This window comes from Bdellovibrio sp. HCB290 (genome assembly GCF_047305925.1).
Taxonomy (GTDB): domain Bacteria; phylum Bdellovibrionota; class Bdellovibrionia; order Bdellovibrionales; family Bdellovibrionaceae; genus Bdellovibrio.
This window is the reverse complement of sequence record NZ_CP178620.1, coordinates 2,941,481-2,965,943: the sequence shown is the minus strand read 5'-3', so window position 1 is coordinate 2,965,943 and position 24,463 is coordinate 2,941,481. Positions and strand designations below refer to the sequence as shown.

Annotated in this window: 25 protein-coding genes and 1 tRNA gene; 17 read left to right on the top strand and 9 right to left on the bottom strand. The window is 45.8% G+C overall.

From position 1 onward, the window contains the following. Positions 1 to 19 precede the first annotated feature (19 nt). Both ACLVWU_RS14530 and ACLVWU_RS14525 read left to right on the top strand, forming a co-directional pair. Entirely contained in the window at positions 20 to 1,066 is a 1,047-nt protein-coding gene (locus ACLVWU_RS14530) for a DUF4917 family protein (RefSeq protein ID WP_413575554.1), read from the top strand. Between the two features lie 47 nt (positions 1,067 to 1,113). Beyond that, positions 1,114 to 2,211, top strand: a complete 1,098-nt coding sequence (locus ACLVWU_RS14525) for a hypothetical protein (RefSeq protein WP_413575553.1) — start codon at positions 1,114 to 1,116, stop codon at positions 2,209 to 2,211. 23 nt (positions 2,212 to 2,234) lie between these two features. Here the strand turns inward: ACLVWU_RS14525 and ACLVWU_RS14520 are convergent, their stop codons facing one another. Then, entirely contained in the window at positions 2,235 to 3,821 is a 1,587-nt protein-coding gene (locus ACLVWU_RS14520) for a hypothetical protein (protein ID WP_413575551.1), read from the bottom strand. A 286-nt stretch (positions 3,822 to 4,107) separates the two neighbouring features. Beyond that, positions 4,108 to 4,184: transfer RNA gene (locus ACLVWU_RS14515), tRNA-Pro, on the bottom strand. An 82-nt stretch (positions 4,185 to 4,266) separates the two neighbouring features. Here ACLVWU_RS14515 and ACLVWU_RS14510 point away from each other — a divergent pair. Then, on the top strand, positions 4,267 to 4,932 hold the full coding sequence (locus ACLVWU_RS14510; RefSeq protein ID WP_413575550.1) for a hypothetical protein: 666 nt from the start codon (positions 4,267 to 4,269) through the stop codon (positions 4,930 to 4,932). On the opposite strand, the gene ACLVWU_RS14505 is transcribed toward ACLVWU_RS14510, so the two are convergent. Continuing rightward, positions 4,929 to 5,135 (bottom strand): hypothetical protein, encoded by a 207-nt coding sequence (locus ACLVWU_RS14505; RefSeq protein ID WP_413575549.1) that lies wholly within the window; start codon positions 5,133 to 5,135, stop codon positions 4,929 to 4,931. The two genes, ACLVWU_RS14510 and ACLVWU_RS14505, sit on opposite strands and share 4 nt — an antisense overlap. Before the next feature lie 152 nt (positions 5,136 to 5,287). Between ACLVWU_RS14505 and ACLVWU_RS14500 the strand changes: the two genes are divergently transcribed. Next, a complete protein-coding gene (locus tag ACLVWU_RS14500) occupies positions 5,288 to 5,680 on the top strand; it encodes a hypothetical protein (protein WP_413575548.1) in 393 nt (130 codons plus the stop codon). An 80-nt stretch (positions 5,681 to 5,760) separates the two neighbouring features. On the opposite strand, the gene rpsR is transcribed toward ACLVWU_RS14500, so the two are convergent. Next, positions 5,761 to 6,030, bottom strand: coding sequence for a 30S ribosomal protein S18 (gene rpsR, locus ACLVWU_RS14495; RefSeq protein ID WP_142701242.1), 270 nt, complete (start codon positions 6,028 to 6,030; stop codon positions 5,761 to 5,763). A gap of 186 nt (positions 6,031 to 6,216) precedes the next feature. Here rpsR and rpmB point away from each other — a divergent pair, with 186 nt between their 5' ends. The 7 genes from rpmB to ACLVWU_RS14460 all read left to right on the top strand — a co-directional run bounded on the left by rpmB (position 6,217) and on the right by ACLVWU_RS14460 (position 11,442). Continuing rightward, positions 6,217 to 6,504, top strand: a complete 288-nt coding sequence (rpmB, locus tag ACLVWU_RS14490; protein WP_413558304.1) for a 50S ribosomal protein L28 — start codon at positions 6,217 to 6,219, stop codon at positions 6,502 to 6,504. A gap of 13 nt (positions 6,505 to 6,517) precedes the next feature. Then, a complete protein-coding gene (locus ACLVWU_RS14485) occupies positions 6,518 to 6,775 on the top strand; it encodes a KOW motif-containing protein (protein ID WP_413575547.1) in 258 nt (85 codons plus the stop codon). Positions 6,776 to 6,927: 152 nt separating this feature from the next. Continuing rightward, positions 6,928 to 7,275 (top strand): hypothetical protein, encoded by a 348-nt coding sequence (locus tag ACLVWU_RS14480; protein WP_413575546.1) that lies wholly within the window; start codon positions 6,928 to 6,930, stop codon positions 7,273 to 7,275. A 42-nt stretch (positions 7,276 to 7,317) separates the two neighbouring features. After that, positions 7,318 to 8,148, top strand: a complete 831-nt coding sequence (locus tag ACLVWU_RS14475) for a carbon-nitrogen hydrolase family protein (RefSeq protein ID WP_413575544.1) — start codon at positions 7,318 to 7,320, stop codon at positions 8,146 to 8,148. 90 nt (positions 8,149 to 8,238) lie between these two features. Continuing rightward, the gene (locus tag ACLVWU_RS14470) at positions 8,239 to 8,487 is read left to right on the top strand and encodes a hypothetical protein (RefSeq protein ID WP_413575543.1); all 249 of its coding nucleotides are present in this window, start codon (positions 8,239 to 8,241) and stop codon (positions 8,485 to 8,487) included. Between the two features lie 9 nt (positions 8,488 to 8,496). Beyond that, a complete protein-coding gene (locus tag ACLVWU_RS14465) occupies positions 8,497 to 10,230 on the top strand; it encodes a 4Fe-4S dicluster domain-containing protein (RefSeq protein WP_413575542.1) in 1,734 nt (577 codons plus the stop codon). A gap of 87 nt (positions 10,231 to 10,317) precedes the next feature. Beyond that, positions 10,318 to 11,442 (top strand): THUMP domain-containing class I SAM-dependent RNA methyltransferase, encoded by a 1,125-nt coding sequence (locus ACLVWU_RS14460; RefSeq protein ID WP_413575540.1) that lies wholly within the window; start codon positions 10,318 to 10,320, stop codon positions 11,440 to 11,442. A 73-nt stretch (positions 11,443 to 11,515) separates the two neighbouring features. On the opposite strand, the gene ACLVWU_RS14455 is transcribed toward ACLVWU_RS14460, so the two are convergent. After that, complete coding sequence (locus tag ACLVWU_RS14455) at positions 11,516 to 12,451, bottom strand: hypothetical protein (protein WP_413575539.1); 936 nt, start codon at positions 12,449 to 12,451, stop codon at positions 11,516 to 11,518. Between the two features lie 224 nt (positions 12,452 to 12,675). Here ACLVWU_RS14455 and ACLVWU_RS14450 point away from each other — a divergent pair, with 224 nt between their 5' ends. Next, positions 12,676 to 15,243, top strand: coding sequence for a PAS domain S-box protein (locus ACLVWU_RS14450; RefSeq protein WP_413575538.1), 2,568 nt, complete (start codon positions 12,676 to 12,678; stop codon positions 15,241 to 15,243). Positions 15,244 to 15,302: 59 nt separating this feature from the next. Here the strand turns inward: ACLVWU_RS14450 and ACLVWU_RS14445 are convergent, their stop codons facing one another. Next, a complete protein-coding gene (locus ACLVWU_RS14445) occupies positions 15,303 to 15,668 on the bottom strand; it encodes a hypothetical protein (protein WP_413575537.1) in 366 nt (121 codons plus the stop codon). A gap of 24 nt (positions 15,669 to 15,692) precedes the next feature. After that, positions 15,693 to 16,739 (bottom strand): UDP-3-O-(3-hydroxymyristoyl)glucosamine N-acyltransferase, encoded by a 1,047-nt coding sequence (gene lpxD, locus ACLVWU_RS14440; protein ID WP_413575536.1) that lies wholly within the window; start codon positions 16,737 to 16,739, stop codon positions 15,693 to 15,695. 124 nt (positions 16,740 to 16,863) lie between these two features. Between lpxD and ACLVWU_RS14435 the strand changes: the two genes are divergently transcribed. From ACLVWU_RS14435 to ACLVWU_RS14415, 5 genes are all read left to right on the top strand, one after another. Further along, entirely contained in the window at positions 16,864 to 17,469 is a 606-nt protein-coding gene (locus ACLVWU_RS14435) for a hypothetical protein (protein ID WP_413575535.1), read from the top strand. Between the two features lie 110 nt (positions 17,470 to 17,579). Beyond that, positions 17,580 to 17,798 (top strand): translation initiation factor IF-1, encoded by a 219-nt coding sequence (infA, locus tag ACLVWU_RS14430; protein WP_142701229.1) that lies wholly within the window; start codon positions 17,580 to 17,582, stop codon positions 17,796 to 17,798. A 47-nt stretch (positions 17,799 to 17,845) separates the two neighbouring features. Next, a complete protein-coding gene (locus tag ACLVWU_RS14425; protein ID WP_413575534.1) occupies positions 17,846 to 20,209 on the top strand; it encodes a helix-hairpin-helix domain-containing protein in 2,364 nt (787 codons plus the stop codon). 223 nt (positions 20,210 to 20,432) lie between these two features. Further along, positions 20,433 to 21,314 carry a YihY/virulence factor BrkB family protein gene (locus ACLVWU_RS14420; protein WP_413575533.1) on the top strand — a complete coding sequence of 294 codons (882 nt, stop codon included), beginning with the start codon at positions 20,433 to 20,435 and terminating at the stop codon, positions 21,312 to 21,314. Continuing rightward, positions 21,277 to 22,362 (top strand): DUF748 domain-containing protein, encoded by a 1,086-nt coding sequence (locus ACLVWU_RS14415; protein ID WP_413575532.1) that lies wholly within the window; start codon positions 21,277 to 21,279, stop codon positions 22,360 to 22,362. Before ACLVWU_RS14420 ends, ACLVWU_RS14415 begins: the two co-directional genes overlap by 38 nt. A gap of 89 nt (positions 22,363 to 22,451) precedes the next feature. Here the strand turns inward: ACLVWU_RS14415 and ACLVWU_RS14410 are convergent, their stop codons facing one another. Together ACLVWU_RS14410 and ACLVWU_RS14405 are read right to left on the bottom strand one after the other, a co-directional pair. Continuing rightward, a complete protein-coding gene (locus tag ACLVWU_RS14410; protein ID WP_413575531.1) occupies positions 22,452 to 23,057 on the bottom strand; it encodes a type 1 glutamine amidotransferase domain-containing protein in 606 nt (201 codons plus the stop codon). A 92-nt stretch (positions 23,058 to 23,149) separates the two neighbouring features. Beyond that, a complete protein-coding gene (locus tag ACLVWU_RS14405; RefSeq protein WP_413575530.1) occupies positions 23,150 to 24,463 on the bottom strand; it encodes a hypothetical protein in 1,314 nt (437 codons plus the stop codon).

The window sequence follows — 24,463 nt, the reverse complement described above, 5'->3', positions numbered from 1 at the left end:
TTGTATTAATAGGGGACTTATGAGTGGAGAACTAGCTACTTTCGAGGATGCGCTCCGGTCAATTCCGAAGAATGAGGGAAAACATATTCTTCTTGGAAATGGCTTTAGTCAGGCCTGTCGATCAGATATATTTTCATATGGATCCTTGCTTGAAAAAGCAGACTTTTCAAAACTTTCAAAAAGAGCAAGGGATTCTTTTAATACACTTGAAACTACTGATTTTGAGGTCGTTATTCGAACGCTTAGGGACTCTGCAAAACTGGTTGAGATCTATGCGAATGACCAAAAGAAACTTGTTTCTACTTTAAATGGCGATGCAAAAAAGTTGAAAAACCTACTTGTTGATACGATTTCTAAACATCATCCAGCCAACCCATCGAAATTATCTGATTCTGAATTCCGTCATGGAAGAGAATTTCTAAGAAATTTTAAAAATATCTATACACTCAATTACGATCTCCTTCTCTACTGGACGCTCATGCATGAGCTTGAAGGTGACAAGCCTTTTCAAAAAATAGATTTCGACGATGGTTTTCGACATCCTGATGGAGAAGATGAATCAGTTACCTACGTTAGCTGGGAAGTAGAGAATTCTAACAAGCAAAATGTTTACTATCTTCATGGCGCTCTTCATTTATTTGAGTCAGATACGGAACTTCAAAAATTTACTTGGACCAGAACTGGGGTAAAGTTAATAGATCAAATTAATGAGTCATTGGAAAGAGATTCATATCCCCTAATCGTGGCAGAGGGGACAAGCGATCAAAAGATGGGGCGGATAATGAAGAGTGGATACCTTCAACGAGGCCTTAAAAGTTTGGCTTCCATTGGAGGAAGTTTGTTTGTCTATGGAATGTCAATGTCGCCCAATGACGAACATATTCTTAAGAGAATTGAAAAAAGCAAGATTTCTAATCTTTGGGTTGGAGTATACGGAGACCCTAAGGCCAAATCGAATAAGGAAATGATAGCTCGTGCGTCTGCACTGGAAAGTAAGAATGGGAAGAAGTCTCCCCTCTCAGTCAAATTTTACGATGCTCAGAGTGCAACTGTGTGGGCAGGATGATTGGGGCAAGTAGTTCTGTTTAGTTCAAATATGAAGCAAGGATTTTTATGAGCAAAACTGTTTATATTCTAGGAGCGGGATTTTCAATTGAGGCCGGGGCTCCATCGCAAGAGAATCTGATAAAGACGATCTTTGAACTTAGCGAAAGTCCTGAAACACCATTTCACAAAAAAAGTATTGATGAGTTCGCTGCCTTTTTGACGGATGTATTGTTAATACCTCCAGACAAACACAAGTCAGTTCCACTGGAGGATATATTTACTCCTATTGATCGCTGTCTTTTAGATAATGTTTCCTTCAGAAATCTTGATAGGGATAAAATTTTCCAGGTGAGGGAGACGGTATATTATCTTATAGGCCTAGCATTAGAGAAGAAGCTTAAAGACACTCGGGAAGACTATGTTGATAAGTTTGCAAAATTCTTGGTTGAGCAGTGTCAACTACGGCGTACAAGGAAGCAATTCGATCCAGTGGCAGTATTGAGTACCAATTGGGATATTTTATTGGATAACTCTTTGAAGTCTTATATTGGTGAGCGGTATTTAGAAGATGGGGTTGTGGATTACTGCTGCTATATTAGTTCCCATAAGATTGATGATGGCTCGGTTAAGCCCGGTCTTGAAAAAATAGGGGCAGGAGGTTTCAATGTAAAACTTCTGAAGTTGCATGGCTCCCTAAACTGGCTGCAATGTCCAAGATGTTCTCGCGTATATGTGGATTTCGGAAGAAAAATAGCAATTGATCACTTTCACAATCCGACTCCCTGCAGGCACTGTGAAAAAAATTTTAGATCGACAGACAAGTCGATGAATCTTGTATCCAATTTGATAATGCCAACCTTTTTGAAAAACTTGTCAAATCCACAATACAAACTCATTTGGCACAATGCCGGTATTGAGCTATCTGAGGCAGATAGGCTTGTGTTTGTTGGATATTCGTTACCACAAGCCGATTTCGAAATGCGGCAGCTCTTAGCTAGGATGGTGAGAGGTGATGCTTCGATAGAAGTCGTAGACTATGGTGATGAACGCGATCAAAAAGTTATAGATCTAAAGCAGCGATATTCGGTATTTTTCGGAAGTAGGAAAATAGAATTTCATCTAAAAGGGACGAAGGAATTTATTAATTCACATGTGGATGGTTAAATAATTTAGAGTTAGCTGATTCGTTACTCCATGAAAGGATTGGGAAGATTTGGAAATAGCTCTTTGAATGTTTTATCCAAATGCCTATACGGACGATACTTGGGATTTAATTTCAAATGAGATAAAGGCACGAACGAATTGATGAATGTATTATCGCGATAATTCGCCCAATTTTTAAATACACCTTCCATCACATCGGTTGTGTCGCAAATAGTGAATTGGTATTCGAAGTCTTCTATTGAGAGCAATTCAAACTGTTCGATTTCCAATTGTTTCAACGCACCACAAGTTTGGGCAATGTAGGCGAAAAACGCCTCCTGCCCAGTAGGCATTGACTCGGTTAAAACCACACACAAAATTGGTTTTGTCGTGTTTGGTGTCCACTTATGTAAGTTCTTTTTGGTATTAGAGCACTGGACTAGCGCCGACATAATCCTTTCCCAGGTCTCAACTTGGTGCTTACCAATGGCCATCGTTCTGCTAAGACTGGAGTCAATGTTGCGCTTGCACTCAATGATCAGAATATATTCTTCCAGCTCTATAATAAAGTCGGCATTTCGTGATGTATCATCCTGTACTCTAATAATCTGTCCCGTCGGAAAAATATTTGCCAGAGTTCTTTCAAGGTAAGATTCAAGTGCGTGGCCCATGTCTGTGAGAATATTCTGGTCAAAATGATGCTTGTTTTCAATAAGCAGACGAAAGACGAAAGTTGACATCCCTTGCATGAATAATAGTGGGGAGGGGCACATAAATGTTCCCTCCGAGCTTAGACCAATAACTTCCGTTTGCAGGGAATCTGATGTAACGAGTGGGCGTTCATAAAATGGAAGTGGGTAGAATGTTCGATAGTGTGGATGAACTTTCATGACTTCGTCGTGCCAGTCTTTGAGAAGACCCAATGGTTGGGATAAGCGCGAAGCAACCAACTCCAAAGTGTGGTGGGAGATTTGGTAGAGATTTTCTACGTTATATTGAATATTTGATTTTCTAATGTTGATAAAGGCTCGTCCGAAATCTTGTTCGCGCCCATTGATCATGGAAAATAAAGCGAATGTGGAGCGATAGGCATCTATGGCTTCTAATCCCAAGATCTTTATAAGAACGGACGCTACTCGACCACCAGTTACCTGATTGAGATTCTTCAGAATTTCCCAGCTACGAAAGAAGGGGGCTAATCGACTTGCTTGGGGAACTATTTGAGAGCCCATCATTCTTTGAAGAAAAAGGAGTGGAATTACAGGAAGTGTATGAGTTTCATTGAAGCCTAAGTTTTGAAGTGCTTTGGATTTTTGTAGAGCCTCAGCCGTAAATTTTTTCTCTTCTTCCAGAAGCTCTGGATCACCGACACCATCATCAACTTCAACCACAAGTTTACAAACATTCAGAGCGTCTAAGTTATCAGGAATCTTTGCAGCAAAGTTATTTCCCAGAGCGCCTGAAATGGCGATCACTCGTGGGGCAAAACACTGAACCATAGTGAAATTTTCGCGTTCAGAGTCAGGAATATCATCAAGGTCGAATGCCTTCCAAGCAAGATAGCTTAGCTGGATGATTAGGTCATCTCGCTTAAAATCGCTAATGTGGGAAGTAAGCGTATCATATTTCATATGGATGTAGTGCTCGCTTTGTCATCTATCACCTTAGTGTTGATGAGGAGATAAGTATATGCATTTGGCGGCGCCAAAGGCGCAAGGGGCAAGCATCGAAGCTGATACGAACCTAACGAAACTATAAGATATGCTTAGCTAAATTAAGATTTGAGACGGAAGAAAAAAACGAAGGATCGCTCCGCACACTAAGCGAACCTAGTTTTTTTGAATCTCAATTGTGCTTATATTTCTTATGAAGCCCGAAGGCTTGGAACGAACCGGTCAAAGGTTCGCTTGGAAAAATTGGTCGGGGAGATAGGATTCGAACCTACGACCCTCTGGTCCCAAACCAGATGCGCTACCAGACTGCGCTACTCCCCGACAGAGACAGGAAACTAACTAAAAACCGCCCCACTTGTCAAACTGCTAGATTCTAACGCGTAATATAAGTATCATTTTTTCCATGGAAAAGTTTCTGAACTCGTTACCCAAGCCGGTCCTTGTTGTAGGCGCGATTTTAATCGCCGTCATCGTATTTATGGTGATGGAGCCGCCCCATACCATCTGTGATACTCAGGAAGAGGGCTTGCGCGAAAGCCTGAAGGGCCAACTTTTCTCGACCCAAGTTAAAAAGAACACCATCCCGCCATCGATTATGCGCGAAAAAGAGGCATGTCAGTTGGGGAACAGCGCGGGCTCCTGCTACGAGTACTTTTCGACTTTAAAGAACGTGGCAGCGGCTGTGAATAAAGGGTCGGCTCAGTGTGCGGCTCAGCTGTATGAAGTGAAAGAGGTCGGTTCTACGTTGAATGACGGCATCGAATTGATGGCGCGTCTTGCCTGGGGTGTGAAGCCGCCAGAGCCGGGGACGTACGAAAGATTCGGTTGGTTGACCGAGTCCGAGATCGCGACGTTCTGTCGCTTGAAGGGCACGTTTATCAGAGCGAATGGGGAAGAAGCCTGGACAGCACTTCGTCAAAAAGTTTCTGCCAAGCTTCCGGGTGAGGAGGTCCCGCTGACGGCGGAGGGGACAGTTTCAACTGTCGAGCCTCGTAAGGCGTCAGCGGTCCTGACTGAGGAAGATATCTGGAATCGCAGCCTGTTTTCAGTTCGCTGCGATAATTATTAAAGAGCCACTAGATCAATGGACTTCCAGGCGGGAGTTTTGTTTTTGAACTCAAGCTTGCCGCAAAGGGCGAAGCTATCGTCGAATTTATTTTTTATTAAGTAGGTTAGGGATTGGATTTTCTCGAGTGTCCACTCGGTGGGATTCAAGCCAAATTGGCTTAGTTCAGTTTGCAGTTTCAGTAGATTGTTTTGTTGTTGTGTCATGGGAATTTCCTTCGTTTTTTAGTTTTAAAAGTTAACGAAGGACCGATATTGCAACCGGGCTGCCATCCGTTCCGGATGCCAAATCAAAATAAACAAATCTCCAGCAGCACCGAGCCTTGTGTTGTCTTGGATGCTGGTCTAACTTCTTGGATATGAGACGAAACAGATTTTTAGAATACCTGGTGATTCAAGGTTTAGTGATCGTAGCCGTGATGCTGATCTTCACGGTGATTTCAGATAAGCAGATCGCTGCCACCGTGGCGGGAGTCTTATTTGTGGCGATGCCGTTGGGATTAATGGCTTGGGAGCATCAGCGGGCCCAGTTCACTGAAGCCGTCTGGTATGCCGGGGTCCTGCAGTTCTGGGTGATCTTTGCATTGCCTATTTTGGGGATCCGCCTGATGAATTGGGGAGTGCCCTTTGATCAATTGTCGTTTTGGGGACTTCCAGGACCGTTATTACACAGCTGGTCGAGCAAATCTTACATGGTGATGATGGTTATCACCGGCATCAGATGGTTCAAACTCAATAAAAAGGCCGCTTAAGGGGTGCAGAAAATAAAAAAGCCGGGGATTACCCGGCTTTTTTAATTCCAAAAGGAAGCTCTATTCAATTTTAGATCTAATTAGATCTCGAAAGGAACTGGAGAGATAGCTTCAGCTCTGTGGAATGTATCATAAGCATCAGTACCTGAAGGCAATAGAGCCAAGTTACGAGCTTTTTTAACTGCTGCAGCTACGCGTTTTTGCTGTGCTACGGACAATTTAGAGATGCGAGACGGAGTGATTTTGCCACCATCGCCGATAAAACGAGTCAAAGATGCTGGATCTTTGTAATCGAAAACGTGGTCGCCAGAGAATTCTTGTCTATATTTGCTACGAGTTGTCTTTTTCATGAGTACCCTCTTTTTGAGTTCCTTTTGGTTTGCGAGTTAATGGGTGTACAAGAAAAAACAGTTGCCATCAAGTGTCTTTTTACTTTATATCCTTGTTTCTTGTTTGCGGCGTCCCTATTGAATTTCAGGAAAGAATCCTGGGGTCGGGCGGCGCTGACCTCGACTTGTAGCTAGTAGGAGCACGTAATGAGCAAATGTGAAATCACTGGAAAAGGCCCAGTTGTAAAAAACTTGGTATCTCACTCCAACATCAAAACTAAAACAACTGCGCAACCAAATGTTCAGAAAAAACGCATCTTTAGCCGTTCTTTGAACTCTATGGTTCGTTTGAACATCGCGACTTCTGCGCTTCGTGACATGGAACACGTTGGCGGTTTCGATACTTATATCTTGTCTGCGAACGACGCGACTCTTTCTAAAAGAGCTATGGCAGTTAAGATGAGAATCAAAAAGAAAATCTCTTCTAAGAAATAATTGAGGCTGCAAAATGAAATTGAAAATCAAAAAAGGCGCAACTGTACAAGTTATCACTGGCTCTGACAAAGGTAAGAAGGGCACAGTTTTGGCTGTAGACGCTAAAGCGATGAAAATCTCTGTTCAAGGTGTGAAAGTACAAACACACTATGACAAAAAAGATGGTCTTTTGAAAAAAGAAGGCTTCATCGATTATTCTAATGTTAAATTGGTTGAAGCAGCTGCTGCTAAAAAACCAGCTAAGAAATCAGCTAAACAAAAGTCCACATAGGCAATTCCTTCCCGGGATAAAGCCTAATTTTGGTCTCAAAGGTGATCTCTTCGTTTTAGTCTCCTACATAGCTGCGTAAAATTAAGTTGGATTCAGGAAACATTGTTCCTGGAACAGGCCTGGATCCCAACTTGTTAAGACAGGAGAGCAGCTTGATTAAACGAGACCAAATCACAGTGGAAAAATACAAGAAAGCACTGGTCGCTATGGCGATGCCAGTGCTTTTTTTTTCGTCCCTAGCCTACGCTGATATCGGCGATGCTATGGTTCTCTGCAAGCACAACAAAACAGTTCGCACTCTGCGTGTTGAATTGGGCAATGACGACAAGTGCAAAGCCATTTACACGAAACAAGGTGTGGATCAGACTATTGGTTCTTCGACTGTTAAAGGTTCCTGCGATGAAATTATCGCTGGAGTCAGAAAAACATTGGAAGACGCCAAGTGGAGCTGTCGCGACGTAAAAGAAGCGCGCTCTTCGACGGTGATTTCTGTCGAGTAGTCTGCCGGTCTGATTTTTTCTGCCGGCGCTGAAGGAGAAACTATGAGTTCGGAGTTGGTGATTGCGGTAGCGCAAATGACCTCCATCGACGATGTCGATGCGAACCTGATGCAAATTGAAGCTCTCTTGGAAGATATCTTTAAATCCCACAAGCCTCGTCTGGTGGGATTCCCTGAAAACTGCCTGTACATGCGAACCAAAGAAGGCGAAAAAATCCTGGGTTTCGCTCTGACAGATGCGGTCTTTTTAAAAATTTCTGATCTCGCAAAAAAGTACGACACCTACCTGCACTTGGGATCCGTTCCCTTACAATTGGAAGGGCATCTTTATAACTCGTCAGTGCTAGTGACTCCCAAAGGGGAGGTCCGTCCGACCTATCAAAAGCTTCATTTATTCGATATTCATCTGGAAGGGCAAAAGCCTATCAAAGAATCAGATGTTTTCCGTCACGGGCAGCGTCCAAGTATTATCGAAGTGGATGGTTGGCGCATTGGCGAAACGATTTGTTACGACATTCGTTTTGCCGAGTTGTTTTCGCAGTATGCTCGCAAGGAAGTGGATTTGATTTTGGTTCCTGCGGCCTTTTTGGTGAAAACCGGAGAAGCGCACTGGGAGATCTTGTTACGTGCCCGTGCGATTGAGAGTCAGTCTTATTTAATCGCCAGCGCCCAAGGGGGAACCCATATGGGTATCAACGGGGGCGTGCGAGAAACCTATGGCCACAGTTTGGTGGTGGACCCGTGGGGTGCGGTTATTGGGCAGGTCGAGAGCCGTGCGATCGGGTATTCCGTTGTGACTCTTTCCAAAGAGCGCATTGACGGAGTTCGTCGACAGATCCCAATGAAGTTTCATCGTCGGCTTCCGGTTGCTTAAAGCGATAAAATTCTGCATCATTTCTGGTGACATCTTTCTCAATTAGTTTTTAAATGCGCGGTGAACACAAGCGCAGGAAACGGGGTAATTATGATCCGTCTTTTCTTGGTTTCTGTTTTGATGACTTCCTTTTTGGGCCAAACAGTTTTAGCTCAGGAAGTTTTAGCCGGTGCTGTACGCGATGAAAGCCGTGAGGCAGAATTAGCGCAAAAAGCAAAGAAACGCCTGTATCCAGGCGGCCGCGATGAAGGCGACTTGAAGGTGCAAGCCCAAGTCACAAACCCTCCACGCAAACTGGCTCCTCAAGCAGAACTTCCAGAAGAACCTGCCGAAGAGTAGGAGTTTTTAATGGTATTCGATCATTTGCCTGAAGGCGTAACTCGCGAAACGATGGACTGTGATGTTCTGATCGTGGGTGGTGGATCTGCAGGTTTGTCATGCGCACTTCGTTTGCAGGATCAAATCAATCAGCACAATGAAGACGTGGCGTCTGGAAAAAAACCAGGACAACCTATTCCAGATCAAATGATCGTGGTTATCGAAAAAGCTTCCGAGATCGGTGCCCACAGTTTCTCGGGTGCAGTTTTGAATCCGGCAGCTCTTCGTGAGCTGGTTCCGAATTTCAAAGAAGAAGGCTGCCCGATTGATTCGGAAGTTAAAAAAGACGCCGTTTACTATCTTGGAACTGACTACTCTTTCAAATTGCCTATCACGCCTCCGCCATTTCATAACGAAGGCAACTACATCATCTCTGCCAGCAAATTGAACCGCTGGTTGGCTAGTAGGTGTGAAGAAAAAGGAATCAATATTTTCCCAGGCTTCGCGGCAGTTGAAGCTTTGTATGAAGGTAACAAAATCGTCGGCGTTCGCACGGGTGACAAGGGTCGTGATAAAAACGGCAACCCGAAAGGGAACTTTGAACCTGGTTTGATTTTGAAATCCAAAGTGACTGTGTTTGCCGAAGGTACACGCGGTTCTTTGTTCAAAAAAGTTTCTGAAAAACTGAATCTTCGCGAAGGCAAGAACCCTGAGGTTTTCGAAGAGGGCGTAAAAGAAATCGTACAAATGCCAAAAGGAACTGTTGAGGCGGGTCAAGTGATCCACACAATGGGTTTCCCTTTGTCTAAATCCATCGGTGGTACGTTCATCTACACTTTGCCTGAAGATAAAATCATCGTGGGCCTGGTGGCTTACCTTGATACTAACGATCCATTGCTTGATCCACATCGTGAACTGCAAAAATTGAAAACTCATCCGTTCATGCAAAGCATGCTTAAGGGCGGTAAAGTTATCGCTTACGGCGGTAAGACCCTGCCTGCGGGCGGCTGGTACTCTATGCCGAAGCTTTACGGCGATGGTTGGATGGTTGTGGGTGACTCGGCTTCCATGGTCGACGTTAAGAAGCTTAAAGGTATCCACTTGGCGATGAAAGCCGGGATGTCTGCAGCTGACACGATCATTGACGGTTTGATCGCGGGTGCGGAATTCAATGAATCTGTGACTAAGGCTTATGAAGCCCGTATCGAAAACAGCTTTGTTAAAAAAGACCTATGGGCTGTCAGAAACTTCCATCAGGCCCTTTCCAAAGGGATGCTGGAAGGCATGCCTCATATCGCTATCCAAGAGATCACTGGTGGCCGTGGCCTTCAGGATCCAATGCCTTTGGATCATACAGATGCTCAAACCACCAATAAAGTGGTTGAGGTCTGGGGACCTAATGGCTTTGAGGAGCAATTGGGCGAACTTCCGAAACCAGATGGGGAGCTTTTCTTTGATAAGCTATCCAGCGTCTATTTGACGGGGACTATGCATGATGAGGACTCTCCAAATCACTTGATCCTTAAAGACGGGGATATCTGCCGTTCCGTATGTGAGCCTCAGTACAAATCCCCATGTAATCATTTCTGCCCGGCCTCTGTATACGAGATGGTTCCGTCTACAAAAGAAGCAGGTAAGAAAGAGCTACAAATCAATTATACCAACTGTATTCACTGTAAGACTTGTGATATTAAGTGCCCATTCGAAAACATCGAGTGGACGGTGCCAGAAGGTGGCGGCGGACCACAATATCGCGAGGTCTAACCAGATCAAATTGGGTGGGACCTGGGCGGTGTAGGAAGCTGGGCGATTGGGACCTGGCTTTCTTAACCAAAGAAAGGACCCATCCCCATGGCAGAATTTTTTGCGTCAACAGCACGCGGTCTCGTAGAACCCCTTGAACAAGAACTTAAAGATCTAGGCCTTAAAGTCACAGATAAAACCGCAGGTGGCGTGTACTTTGAGAGCAATTGGGAAGGTTGCTATAAAGCGAACCTTCACTCCCGTATGGCCAGCCGTATTTTGAAACCAATCCTGGATTTCACGGCTTACCAACCTGAAGAATTGTACAACATGATTCTTCGCCATGACTTCACTAAATACATCAAGCCAAACCAAACGCTTAGCATCGACGTATCCGTTGGTGATTCAAAAATGAGCGATCAACGTTTCATCGCGATGAAGATCAAAGACGCTATCGTGGACCAATTCCGCGATAAATTCGGGGTTCGTCCTGACGTTGATAACTACAATCCAGCATTGCGCGTGGTTGTTCGTTCCGTGAAAAATCAGTTCAACGTTTCCATCGACACTTCCGGTGAATCACTATTCAAACGTGGCTACCGCAAAGACGTGGGCGAAGCTCCATTGAAAGAAAACCTGGCAGCGGGTCTGATCAAGCTTTCTGATTGGGATGGCAAAGTGCCGTTGGTGGACTTCATGTGCGGTTCCGGAACTTTCATGATCGAAGCTGCGATGATGGCGAAAAACATCGCTCCTGGTATCAACCGCAAGCGTTTTGGTTTCATGGACCTATTAAACTTTGAAAGCGAAACTTGGGATAAAGTTGTTGATGAAGCTATCGCTGGCGAAAAAGAAGAAATCGAAACTAAGTTCTATGCTTACGATATCGATAACAAAGTTTTGAAATCTGCGAAAGAAAACGCGAAAGCGGCGGGCGTGGACGATGTGATCGAATTCAGAAAAGAATCTGTGGCGACAGTGGAGCCACCGGTTGAAAAAGGTTTGATCATCGTGAATCCTCCGTACGGCGCGCGTATCGGTGACGAAGACAATCTTCGTGACGTGTACCGTGATATGAGCTTCACCTTGAAGCACAGGTTCAAAGGCTGGGACGCTTGGGTTCTTTCCGGTAACAAAGAGTTGATCGCGGATTTGAAATTGAAATCCACGCGTAAGCACTTTGTATTTAACGGTAATATCGAGTGCCGTTTCTTGAAATACAGCATGTTCTAATTCCAGCGGGAATTTAGGAATAGAAAAAGGCGCCTTAGGGGCGCCTTTTTTGTTTTTGGTGATCGGGGATGAATTAGCGTGGCGGAAGCGCCAGGATTCCAGAGCGGTATTTTTCGATTTTAGTCCACATCGGTGCTCCACCTTCTGCCAGTGGATTGAATGGACCGGCCTCCAGATTATCAATCGAATCCAGGCGGCGCATGCTGTGCGCTTCGATCACTTGACCGTAGGTTCCTGGGAAGACGTGATAGCCTGCGTGGGCAACACCCACGAAGAATGGCGCAGATGTGAATTCTTCCGGTGGGCTTAAATCGAAATTCACCAGAGTCTTTTTGTCGTCAATCTTAACTGTGTAGTACAAATCCTTTTTCATCACAGTTTGATAGCGCATCTCGTGCATACCCCAAGCAGGATTGTAAATGTTTTGGCCCGAGGAATCCTTCACACCGGAATCCCAGCTGACGGGTTTGCCTTTGGTTAAAGTGGGATCTTCCGCATCCCATTCTTTGTTAAGATCCGGACGGGGGTTCCAGTACAGAACTTTCCATCCCAGTTTTTGCAGGTGTTGAGTCAGCACGACTCCGCTGGTACCGTTGGCAATAACATTCTTATCAATACGCTCCCACAGGGCACGCAATGCGGGCTCTTGAGTGGCTTCAATTCCCAACTTTAAGCATTTGCGAGTTAAACCAATGCAACTAATGCCTTCCATTTGATCGACTACGGAGTCAGGTGCGCCAACTTGACGCACGATCTGTAGGCGTTTTTCACGGGTATTTAGGGTGGGATTGCGATCACCATAGAATTTGGAAACGCCATATTTTTTAAAGAAATCCAGGTGAGTTTTGTAGGTGTCCTCGATGCATTGGCTGGCAGTTTTAATGATCTTGTCGTTGTGCTTAAGATAAAGTGCCTGTTCGGCAGGACTGACCACCAGGTCAGCTGGTTTTGCCTGCGCGAAAGCAGCCAGAGGGGCAAGGGCAATCAACATACTAACTGCGAGTGACATAGTAAACTCCTGGAGTTTGGTATTGCGAGATCCTCTCCAAAAACCGTACCTCCGCAGGCACGTTCCTATTGGGCCATATACCTCGATGGCTTGTCCAAAAGTTTGTCAGTGCCGTGAATTGCCGTCGGCAACTTACGGAGGACGATTTTGTCTTCGAACAACACACACTTTTGAATCATGACTCTCGCTTCAGAGGTAATAAAATACGGGGAGGAGAGGTATCGATGGATTCAGAATCAAACCCGCAGTTTGACCTGCAAAAGCGATATCAGACATTATTTAATTCACGGATCATGGGCATTCTCATCAGCTCCTTGAGTGGTCAAATCATGGAGGCAAATGATTGTTTTCTGGAGATGCTTGGGTACTCCCGTGAAGATTTTGATAACAAGAAGCTCAATTGGCACTTAATAACACCTCCCGAATATATGGAAGTCAGTCTCGCCGCCAGAAATCGCCTGTTGAAAACCGGGGACTATGTCACATTTGAAAAAGCCTACTATCACCGTGACGGCCATCTAGTTCATGTGCGAGTGGGTTCGACTTTTTTGCATGGGGATACGGTGATCACCTTGGTGCAGGATATATCCGTTCGCAAGTCTGTTGAAAAAAAACTGGAAGAAATTCTGGCAACTTTGGAAGAACGGGTGGAGGCCCGCACTCGCCAACTGGCAGAGTCGGAAGCCTTCTTGCTGACTATTATAGAAAATATGCCTTCGATGGTTTTCGTCAAGGATGCGAAGGAGCTGAGGTTCGTACGGCTGAATCGTGCCGGTGAAAAGTTAATGGGGCTTTCCCGGGAAGATTTTTACGGCAAAACGGATTTTGATTTTTTTAGTAAGGAAGTGGCGGAAGGATTTCGGGCCGTGGATCGGAAGGTCCTAAGTGGTGAAGTTCCATTTGCGATCACCGAAGATGCACTTCCCACCCAAAATGGCATTCGCTTCATCAGTACGATTAAACTTGCGATCATGGATAACCATAGTCATCCCCAGTATCTGTTGGGGGTAGCCCAAGACATCACCGAACGACGCGAATTGGAAAAGCAACGTGAGGAGCTGGTGCGGGCACAGGCAGCAAAGGAACTTGCTGAGACCCGCGCACGTCAGGCGCAATTTGTATCGGATCTGACATTCGCAATTTCACATACTTTTGACTTAAACGAGATGTTCAATGCATTTACCCAGAAAATGGTTCCTATATTCTGTGATCTTTGTACGATTGAATTGATCGATGAAGAAGGTATGGATTATTCACTGACTGTGATACGGGGGCTAGACCAGGCCGAAGAGGATTTTATTCGGCAGTGGCGGGTTCGCAATCCTCCGAAATGGGATCCTGAATCCGGTGGTCCATTATTGATCAAGGATCGCAAAACCATCATCGTCAATGACATGAAGGCAATCAAAAGCCATGTGAATGATAATTTTAGTTCAGAACCCGTGGATCTGGACAAAGATAGCCCTGAGATATTATCAGAAGCGTTTATGGTGGTGCCTCTAGTAGCACGGAATCAAAAAGCCCTGGGTTATGTGAATTTTGTCTCCACTCGCTCACGCCGAACTTTTAGTCCCTCAGATCAGGCTCTGGCCGAGGAAATATGCCAACGGTTGGCAGTATTGATTGAAAACTCCCGACTGTATTTTCGGTCTCAGGATGCCAGTAAGGCTAAGTCTGACTTTTTGGCCAACGTCAGTCATGAGATTCGCACTCCTTTGGGGGCGATGCTGGGGTTTGCCGAGATTTTAAGGGACGATGCAAATCTGTCGTCGGATCAGAAGCAGGCTGTTGACACCATTATGCGTAACGGGCAGCAGCTATTGAAGATCGTCAACGAAATCCTGGATATCTCGAAGGTCGAATCAGAGAAAATTCAAATTGAACAGCTGCGTTTTAACCTGCCGGATTTAGTCAAAGACGTTGTGCACCTGATGCGCGTCCAGGCAGAAGATAAAGGTATCGGGTTGCAGTTGGTGATGCACAATGTTCCGGAGTTTGTGGTTTCTGACCCGGGAAGAATAAGACAGATACTGATTAACATTGTCGGCAACGCCATTAAGTTCACAGAAAAAGGTTTTGTCGAGATTGCGGTTGCCGGCGTGTTGCTTGGCTCTAAAACACAGTTGCAGTTTGTAATCAAAGATACCGGCATTGGAATAAGCAAGGAGCATCGAGGTAATCTTTTTCAGGCATTTACTCAGGCGGATTCATCAACCACCAGACGTTATGGCGGTACTGGCTTGGGACTATTTTTATCCAGAAAACTGGCGCGACTGTTGGGCGGAGATATTTCGTTTGTCAGTACAGAGGGAAAAGGTAGCGAGTTCACCGTGACCGTGATGGCTTCGCAACCGATTTACAGTCAGGCTACCGAAAGTGTATCACCTTCGCGGGACTCTGATTCGACCCGCGCCAGGGACAATTTGAATGAAAGAGTCCTTGTGGTGGATGATGCCTCTGACAACCGTGAGCTTTTTAAAAGATACTTGTTAAAAGCGGGACTCCGTGAAGTGCAGATTGATATGGCGGAAAATGGCGAAGAGGCACTGGAGAAAGCCTTTGACGGAAGTTACCGGCTGATTCTGATGGACATACAAATGCCCAAGATGGACGGTTTGCAGGCAATTCGTACTTTGCGCAGCCGGGGCTATAAGGGGCGGGTCGTGGCATTGACGGCTCATGCGATGAAAGGTGATCGGGAAAAATGCCTGGAGGCGGGATTCGATGGCTATTTGCAAAAACCATTAAAACGTGAAGAATTGCGAAACGTTTTGGACCAGGACTTCTTTTAGGGCAAAAAAAAGGGAGATTTCGATCTCCCTTTTTTACTTTATTTAGTGAAAGGTTCTGGCTAAAACGGTTTCGTGATCGCCAACATTGCTGCCGTTGTTCCAAATCCAAAAAGCAGAATTGCAACTGGCCAACCGATTTTTCCTTTGCGTTTAACAACGGAAATGGCAGCTCCCATCAAAACCCAGATTCCCAGTTTTGCCAGGGCCCAACCCGGAAGCTCTTTCATGATGCCTAGCTTTGCCAGCATCCCGAAGCCACCGATTAACAACAGCAACAATCCCAATCCATGAGTCGCATAGGACATCATGCGGGCTTTCGCATTCAAAGCCACTCCGGCATATGTGGAGACCAAAAGGCCACCGAATCCAAAGAACAGGGTGATCAATCCCAGGAAGTGGATAATTTTATAAAACTGGTAACTCATTGAGGCCTCTGCTTTCTGTTTCTTTTATTCTTCTTTAAGGCCCAGGTGTTTCACCACGCGGGCAAGTTCTTTTCTGATTCGGGTTATTTGTGACAGATTTGCCAAAGTTTTCAATGAATCACGCAGGGGTTCAAGCGGATATCCACCATAAGCACCGGGTTGCAGAACGTCATTTGTGACGCCAGAGCGACCCGCGATGATAACTTTATCACAGATGTTAACGTGATCTGATACGGCGGCGTCTCCGCCAATCATGCAATTGCTGCCAATGGTGCTGGAGCCCGCAATTTTAAAACCAGCGGCCATCACATTATTTTCACCGATGATCACATTGTGGGCCACGTGGCAGAAGTTGTCCATTTTAGTGCCGTTACCGATGCGGGTCTCTGTCAGGGCGGCGCGATCGATCGCGCAATTTGCCCCTAGCTCAACATGATCACCAATCACAACCTTGCCGATTTGCGGGATCTTTTTATGAGTGCCGTCTTTGGCCATGGCGAAAGAGAATCCGTCAGCACCAATAGTGGTGTGAGGATGAATTTCGCAATAAGCTCCCAGTTCACAGTATGCCCCGATAAAAACCTGGGGATGCAGAATCGTATGCGCGCCGATCTGGGCGTAACATTCGATCACAACATGCGCGCCGATGGTGGCGCCATCGCCGATGCGGGCGTGTTCACCGACCACCGCAAACGGGCCTACGGAAACATTTTGCCCCAAATGAGCTGTGGGGTGAATGCTGGCCATCGGGTGGATTTTGGTGTCCTGATTGAAGCGGTTCATCTTTCCGTCGAACAGGGGAAGAATCGCCGACATCGCCAGCTGCACACTTGGAGTGGTGAAGAATGTCGTCTTGGAGTCCGTGGGAACGCTTAGTGACTTATGGGCGACGATAATCGTCGCTTGGGCCTTAAGTGCTTTTTCCAGTTGGTCGGGCTTGGATACAAACACCAAACTTTCGGAGTCAGCTTGTTCTGGGGGTAGGACTTTTTTTGCAATTGCTTCGGTTGAACCGGATACGAAGACCGCATCCGAAGACTGAAGAGATTTAATAACGTCTGCTGTAATCATAGTGATGCCTCGCGCTAACATTTTCCCAATATTTTTTTGATGTCAAGTCACTGGGTGATAGTATAAGTCTCGTATAAACACGTTTCGATCATTTCTCACCTTTAAATATTAGAGAGGAATTGAGATGGCAAAAAAGGCAGCAAAAAAGGAAGCACCTGCGGCAAAAGCAAAGAAAACTGCTAAGCCGGCAGCGAAGCCTGCCGCTAAGACAGCTAAGCCTGCTCCTAAGGCCGCAAAACCTGCGGCTAAACCCGTTGCGAAGGCTGCAAAGCCCGTAGCAAAACCAGCTCCAGCAAAAGCAGCTAAGCCTGCGGCCAAACCAGCCGCCCCAGCGAAGCCAGCTAAAGTTGCACCAGCACCAGTCCCAGCCCCGGTTCCAGCGAAAGCTGCGAAGGCGGTTAAAGCTCCGGTTGAAAAGCCTGAGAAAAAGGCTGCGAAGGCCGAGGCGCCGGTTTCAGAGGTGGTGGAAGCCGCTCCTAAAAAAGAAAAGAAAATCAAAATTGATAAGACAGGTTTGTCTGAAGATCAGGTCAAGTGGCACGAGCTTCATGAGAAATATAAAGCGAACAAAGCTCAGTCTTACAATATTGGCTCTCAATACGAAGCGAAAACGCCGATTCAGCATAAAATCTTTGGCTGGGGGTTCATTGTTAGCAATGAATACGATCGTCTAGAGGTTCTTTTTGAAGACGGCAAGCGCATGCTAATCAGCAACAGGAAGTTATCTTAATAAAATCCTTAAAAAGGCCCCCCAAAGGGGCCTTTTGCTTGTTGCACATTGATATAAATGGGCAAAAATCTATTGCAAGGCCCCGAAAATTCTTCTAGAAATTTACCTACATGGCAAAAGACGATTTGGTACAAATAGACGGAAAAGTGATCGACGCCCTAGCGGGTGGTCTTTACAAGATCGAACTTGAAAATAAAGTTATCATCAACGCAAAGCTTTGCGGCAAGATGAGACGCTTTAATATTCGTGTGGTTGTTGGTGACCGCGTGAGCGTGGGCGTATCTCCATACGATCCAAGTCACGGTCTGATCCAATTCCGTCATAAATAATTTTATAGATTTAAGCTCAAACTCATTCCAATAAATCTAGAGGTTCTATGGATCAGGCTCTTCAGAGTTATTTGGCTCGTATTGTCCCAACTGTCCCGGCAAAATCAGCACAAGCTGTGATTGAACTTGCTGCGGAAGGGGCTACGGTTCCATTCATCGCGCGTTACCGTAAAGAGAAAACCGGCAATTTGGACGAAGTTCAAATTCGTGGTGTTATCGAAGGTCACGAAACTTACAACGAAATCGTGAAGCGTAAAGCGTTCCTGATCAAAGAGATCGGGGAGCAGAACAATCTCACGGCCGAAGTCCAAAAGCGTATCGAGCTTTCCTGGGATTTGGGCGAGTTGGAAGAAATCTACAAACCATTCAAAAAGAAAAAGAAAACCAAAGCCACCATCGCTCGCGAAGCTGGTTTGGAACCTTTGGCGAATTGGATTTGGGACATGGGGCACGGCAAGTTGAAAGACTCCGAGACTATGGAAATGAAAGCGAAAGCTTTCTTGAACCCGACTGCCAAAATCGTGACTTACGAAGAAGCGCTTAAAGGTGCTCAGGACATCATCGTGGATAAAATCGCCAATGATGCTGAACTTCGTGCGTTGGTTACAAAAAACTATAACGACCATGGTCGTATCATTTCTAAAGCGGCAAAAGGCTACAAAGCGAACTCTAAGTACGACATGTACAAAGAATTTGAAGAGCCAGTTAAGCCTTTGATGGATGCTAAAAACAATCACCGCTACCTGGCGATGAGACGTGGCTGGCAGGAAGAAGAGCTTACTCTTGACGTTAAAGCTGATGACGAAGCGAACTTGAAGTCATACGAAAACTTCGCAACATCCACTCCTGACAATGCGATCGGTGAGTACTTGAAGCAATCAGCTCGTTTGGCATTGAACGTTTACGTTCTTCCTTCTGTGGTGAATGAAGTTCACCGTCAGTTGAAAGACAAAGCGGATCAGGACGCGATCACAGTATTCGCGGAAAACGTTCGTAAGCTTTTGTTGGCTTCTCCATACGGTTCAAAATGCGTATTGGGTGTCGATCCAGGTCTTCGTACGGGTTGTAAAGTGGCTTTGATCGATAAGACAGGCGCTTTCATCTCTCACACTGTTCTTTACACTTTGGGCGACGATGCTGAGCGCAAAGCCAAAACTTTGTTTGGCGAGGTGATGAAGCAGGTTCAAATCGAAGCGATCGCTGTCGGTAATGGTACTGCAGGTCGTGAGACTGAAACTTTCTTGCGCAAAGTTTTGAAAGATCTTGGTAAGAACATTCCAGTTGTGATGGTTTCTGAATCGGGTGCCTCTGTGTACTCGGCTTCTGACATCGCTCGTGAAGAGTTCCCGGATCTTGATCTAACTGTAAAAGGTGCGATCTCTATCGCGCGTCGTTTGCAAGATCCTTTGGCGGAGCTTGTGAAGGTAGATCCTAAGTCTATCGGTGTTGGTCAATACCAACATGACGTGAATCAATCTCAATTGAAAAAATCATTGGAAGCAGTGGTCGAGTCTTGCGTGAATAACGTAGGTGTCGACGTGAATACGGCTTCTGCACCGTTGCTTTCTCATGTTGCGGGCATTGGGCCGGCACTTGCGAAAGGCATCGTTGAAGCTCGTAAGAAAACTTTGTTCACAGATCGCTCGGAGCTTTTGAAGATTCCGAAGTTCTCTGCCAAAGTTTACGAACAAGCGGCGGGTTTCTTGCGCATTCCGGGTGGTAAGCAAGTGTTGGATTCCACTGGTATCCATCCAGAGCGTTACCAAGCTGTGACTGATATGGCAAAAGACCTTGGCGTTTCTTTGTCTGACGTGATCGGTGAAGGCGCTAAAAAGCTTGTGGCTCAAAGAACTAAATGGGCTCAGCTAGTGGGTGAGTTCACTTTCGACGACATCGTGAAAGAGCTGGAAAAACCAGGACGTGATCCTCGTGATCCATTCAAAGTTTTCCAATACCGCGACGACATCATGGAAGTGAAAGACCTTAAAGAAGGTATGATCTGCCCAGGTATCGTTACTAATGTGACGAATTTCGGTGCGTTCGTGGATATCGGTGTTCACCAGGATGGTTTGGTTCATATCTCTGCACTGTCACATAAGTTTGTGGATGATCCTCGTAAAGTGGTCAATCCAGGCGATCATGTGTCTGTGAAAGTATTGAAAGTCGACACCGTTAAAAATCAGATTTCTTTGACGATGAAGATGGACGATGCTCCAGAAATGGCGGCAGCTCCTCGTGGTGAAAGACGTCCTGAACAACGTGGTGCTACGGCGACAAAAGGTTCTGGTCAGTCTAAAGTTGGTCAAGGGGGCGGTTCTTCTCGTCCAATGAACAGCACTCCGGCGAAACCGGGAAATCCGTTCAACAATCCGTTCGCGGCTTTGATGAACACTCCGACAAATAAGAAATAACAAAGGGGAAATAACATGGCAGCAAAAGGCAAATCTAGAAAAGGTATCCGTCACAGAAAAAAACGCATTTTGACTAAAAAGCGTATGTACAAAGCAAAAATCCGTAAATAGTCGGATTTACGAAAAGCCGGGAACTTCCCGGCTTTTTTTTTGTTTAAAACTGCTGTTAAAGATCAAGGCCTCCCTCAGAGTCCCGAAAGGTGATTCATGTTACCTTCAATGTATGAAGTTACTGAAATCGCTGAAGCGGGTGACCGATGGCAAATTCTTTAGCAAGTTAGGATCAGACGATATTTTTGAAATGTCGGCGTCGTTGTCGTTTTATACAGCACTCTCGTTGGCGCCCTTGCTGATTCTGCTGCTTACCTTCGTTGCACTAATAAATGACAGCTTTCGTGAGGAAATCCTGAACCAGGTGCAGTCGTTGTTTGGTGGCGAGTCTTCAAATATTTTGCGCGACATTGCTAAAAATGTTGATAGGCGGCCAGAGATCACCGGCATCGCCGGGATCGCGGGATTACTTACTTTGGTGTTTTCTGCCGGGGCTATATTCGGGGAGCTGCGCATGTCCCTGAATAAAATTTTTGAAGTGAAGATGGATGCGCAGCAAGCCACTGAAGAAACTTTTTTGCAATCGGTCTGGACCTTTATGAAGACCAAGCTCTTCAACATGGGAATGGTTCTAACTTTTGTATTTATCTCGATTATTTCTTTGATCGTTTCGTCCGTGCTTTCAATGTTTTTGACGGGCACTGATGCGATTCTGGGGCAACTGCTTAATTTTTTAATCTCCCTGGCGATATTTGGAACTCTTTTCAGTGCAATTTACTATTTTTTACCTCAGACCCATATTCCGCCCAAGGTGGCCCTGACTTCTGGGGTTATCACCGCATTTATGTTTTCGATCGGCAAGGGGTTGATCGGTTTGTACATGGGGCAAAGTGCGGTGGGGTCGCTGTATGGCGCTGCCGGTTCATTCATTGTTTTGTTGTTATGGGTTTATTACTCCTCGGCTGTGATTTTTTTAAGTGCGGAAGTGGCAAACGAAATCAATAAGGTGGAACTACATGAAGAAAATAGCAAAAACCCTGGGACGGGTTCATAAAGCTGTCTGGGTCATTCTTATTCTGCTGATTGTGGTGCGGGTTTTTATGCCTGCGGGTATCAAGTACGGAATCAATTGGTACATGGATAATAAAATGGATAGCTATAAGGGAAAAATCGAGGACTTCGATTTGGCTTTGTATCGTGGCGCCTACCAAATTGAAGGTTTGAAAATTTGGGAGAAAGTGAAAAGCGAAAAGATGCCGCTGATCGCAGTTAAGCAGATGGATATCTCACTGGCCTGGCGTGGGATTTTTAAGGGGAAACTTTTGGGAGATCTTAAGGTCGATGGAATGAAGCTGGATTTGGTGGACAGCAAGGACTCGAAGCAAAAGCAAATGGGAGCCGGGCAGGATTGGAAGACGGTTATCGGTAAGCTGATTCCGATAGAGCTGGAATCCTTCCGTATGGCCAACAGCGAGATCCATTGGCTTAACAATGATTTTAAAGTCCCCGTGGATGTGGTCGTCGATCGAATCATGGTATCAGCTACGAATATTAAAAATACGAACAACTCCAAAGAGCTTTTACCGAGCAAAGTTGAAATCACCGCCCGCGTGCAGAAAGATGCAAATCTCACTGCGGGAGCCAAGATGAACATCCTGGCGAAAAATCCAACGTTTGAATCCAAAATCACGATGAACCGTCTTAATGTTACCAAGCTCAATGATTTCTTTTTGGCCTATGTGCCGATCTCCTTTTCTTCGGGGCATGTAAGCCTGTTGGCTGAAATCAGTGCAAAGGATGATAAGATTGCGGGCTACGTTAAGCCTTTCATCGAAAATCTGGATGTGATGAGTTCGGAAGAGAAATTCGACTCGCCGAAAAGATTTTTTAACGAGATGTCCTTGGCGACTGTGAATCTGATTCTAAGAAACCCCAATAATAAAACCATGGCCGCAAAGCTTGAATTCGAAGGTGCTATGAAGGGGCCCGATTTCGACACTTGGGGCGCCGTCTGGTCATCTTTGCGCAACGGTTTCGTCGAAGCGATGAAAAAGAAATTAGATAACGACGTCTCCATCAAAGACGTCCCTAAAAAGAACTAAAGGAACTAAAGGTACGGACACACTTTCTCCATCCGCGCAAAGCGCGACGATGGAGAAAGTGTGTCTTCACCTCCGGCGCGACCTTTTGATTAATGAGCGTGTTTTGGGTGTTCGCGGCGTTGCTCGCCTAATCCTAAAACGGAAGTGTCTTGAGGGCCTTTTGCGAACTCTTCGATCATGGCACGGCAGAAGGCCGGGATGTCGGCGGGTTTGCGACTGGTGATCAGGCCGTTGTCTACGACCACTTCATTGTCTTCCCATTCGCCGCCAGCGTTGATAATGTCGGTGCGGATGGAGGCATAGCTGGTCACGCGTTTGCCGCGCAGAAAGCCGGTTTCAATCAGAGTTTGCGGTCCGTGACAGATGGCTGCGATGGGTTTACCGGTGTCCACGAATTCCTGGACGAATTGCACGGCGCCTTCTTCGCTGCGAAGCTTGTCGGGATTGATGACGCCACCAGGAAGCATCAGGGCATCATAGTCGTCGGCGCTGGCCACTTGAATTGCCACATCGACCTTCAAGGGTTTTCCCCAGTTGTCTTTTTCCCAGCCTTTGATTTCTCCGGAATTTAAAGACACCACTTCGACTTTAGCGCCCGCATCTTCCAGCGCTTTTTTTGGTAGTAGTAGTTCGGATTGCTCGAAGCCGTCGGCTGCCAGGATTGCAACGTTCTTTCCTTCTAGGGCTTTGCTCATGAAACTTCCTCCTTGAATAAGCTTTAATGATAAAGCCGACGAAGGAGGAAGCAATTTACAGAGGACAATCGTGTCGAATAACAGCGACGTTTTTATTTAGATTGGCAAACAACACTAATTGGGGCTTCAGAAGTTCCCAAAGTCATAGCGAATGGTTCAAAGCCTGGAACCAGGTTTAGGACCGCACTGACGAAACCTTCGCCCGCATTGACCGATGTAGCTTTGCCTGCGTCTACGATGTTTGTTTTAGAGGACATGTAAACCAAAGTGATGCCACGTTGGCCTTGCATCTTACGAATCTTAAACGGTTTTTCGCCGGCCACTTCGAAGTTAACTTCGGCCGTTGATGACTCTTCGTCACTGCTAACCACTGCTGATCCGTAGACCTTGTCACCCACTTGGCAAGTGATGCCGTCAGCGGCAAGCTCACCAGTCAAAGCGCCACCAGAGGCGTGCAGTACTTCCGGAGTTTCGTTCAATTTCCAACGATCCATGATCTCCAAAGAGATCGGTGCAAAGTTATTAGTCGTAGGATCAATGTAAAGTTGAACCAATTGCAAAGCAGCATCCACTTGAATCAGAGCTTTTGGCAATTCAGAACCTAAGTCCCGGCGTGCCTGAGTGGTGTCTGATTTGCAGGTTTCGGCAATTTTTAGAAGAGTTGTGGTCGCCTGTGCACGTCGCGAAATGAAAGATGGCAGTTCGATAGGTGACTTCATCGTCAGAAAGTTACCAAAATTAGTGGCGAAGATCGCCACAGCGCCACACAACTGGCTGTTGTTGCCGGATTTGTAATCATTAAGCAAAGCAGTGATTTTCTTTTTGATGTTTTCAGAAGCATCTCGAGCGAACTGAAGTTGGTCGTCGCTCGGATTTAGCATTGTGTCGCGCTTTTCGATCGCCGCCAAAATTGTTGTGGTTTGCTCTTTATCGAAACCATAGGCCGACGTGATTTTTTCGAAAGAACGTTGGACCGCAATTTTCTTCATTTGTTTTTCAGAGATTTCACCTTGTAGGTCTTTCAGTTCCAAAGCGGCATTCAAATTGCCACTAAGAAGTGCATCGACGATGTCTTGTTGTTTTTCGCCTTTTTTGCGACTAACAAATTCAATCAAAAGCTTTGTACTCTCGTCCGTTGCATCACCAAGGCCCATGACATCCATCTTCAGACGGGCTGCCATTTTTGTAACCGTTAGCTGCAAATCCTTCATTGCATCCTGGCGGGAAACAGAATCTTTGATCTCATCGTCAGGGGACGGCACAGTGCCCAGGTCGTCAGTTCTGACACCCGCATTTAGAATTTGCTTTTGGGTGTCGGCTTTGCTGCCGGTGTCTGGGGACTTACTGCCAGGCTGGCAGCCCGCAGTAATCATTAATAGTGCGCTTGTGATAAGAATCTTTTTCAT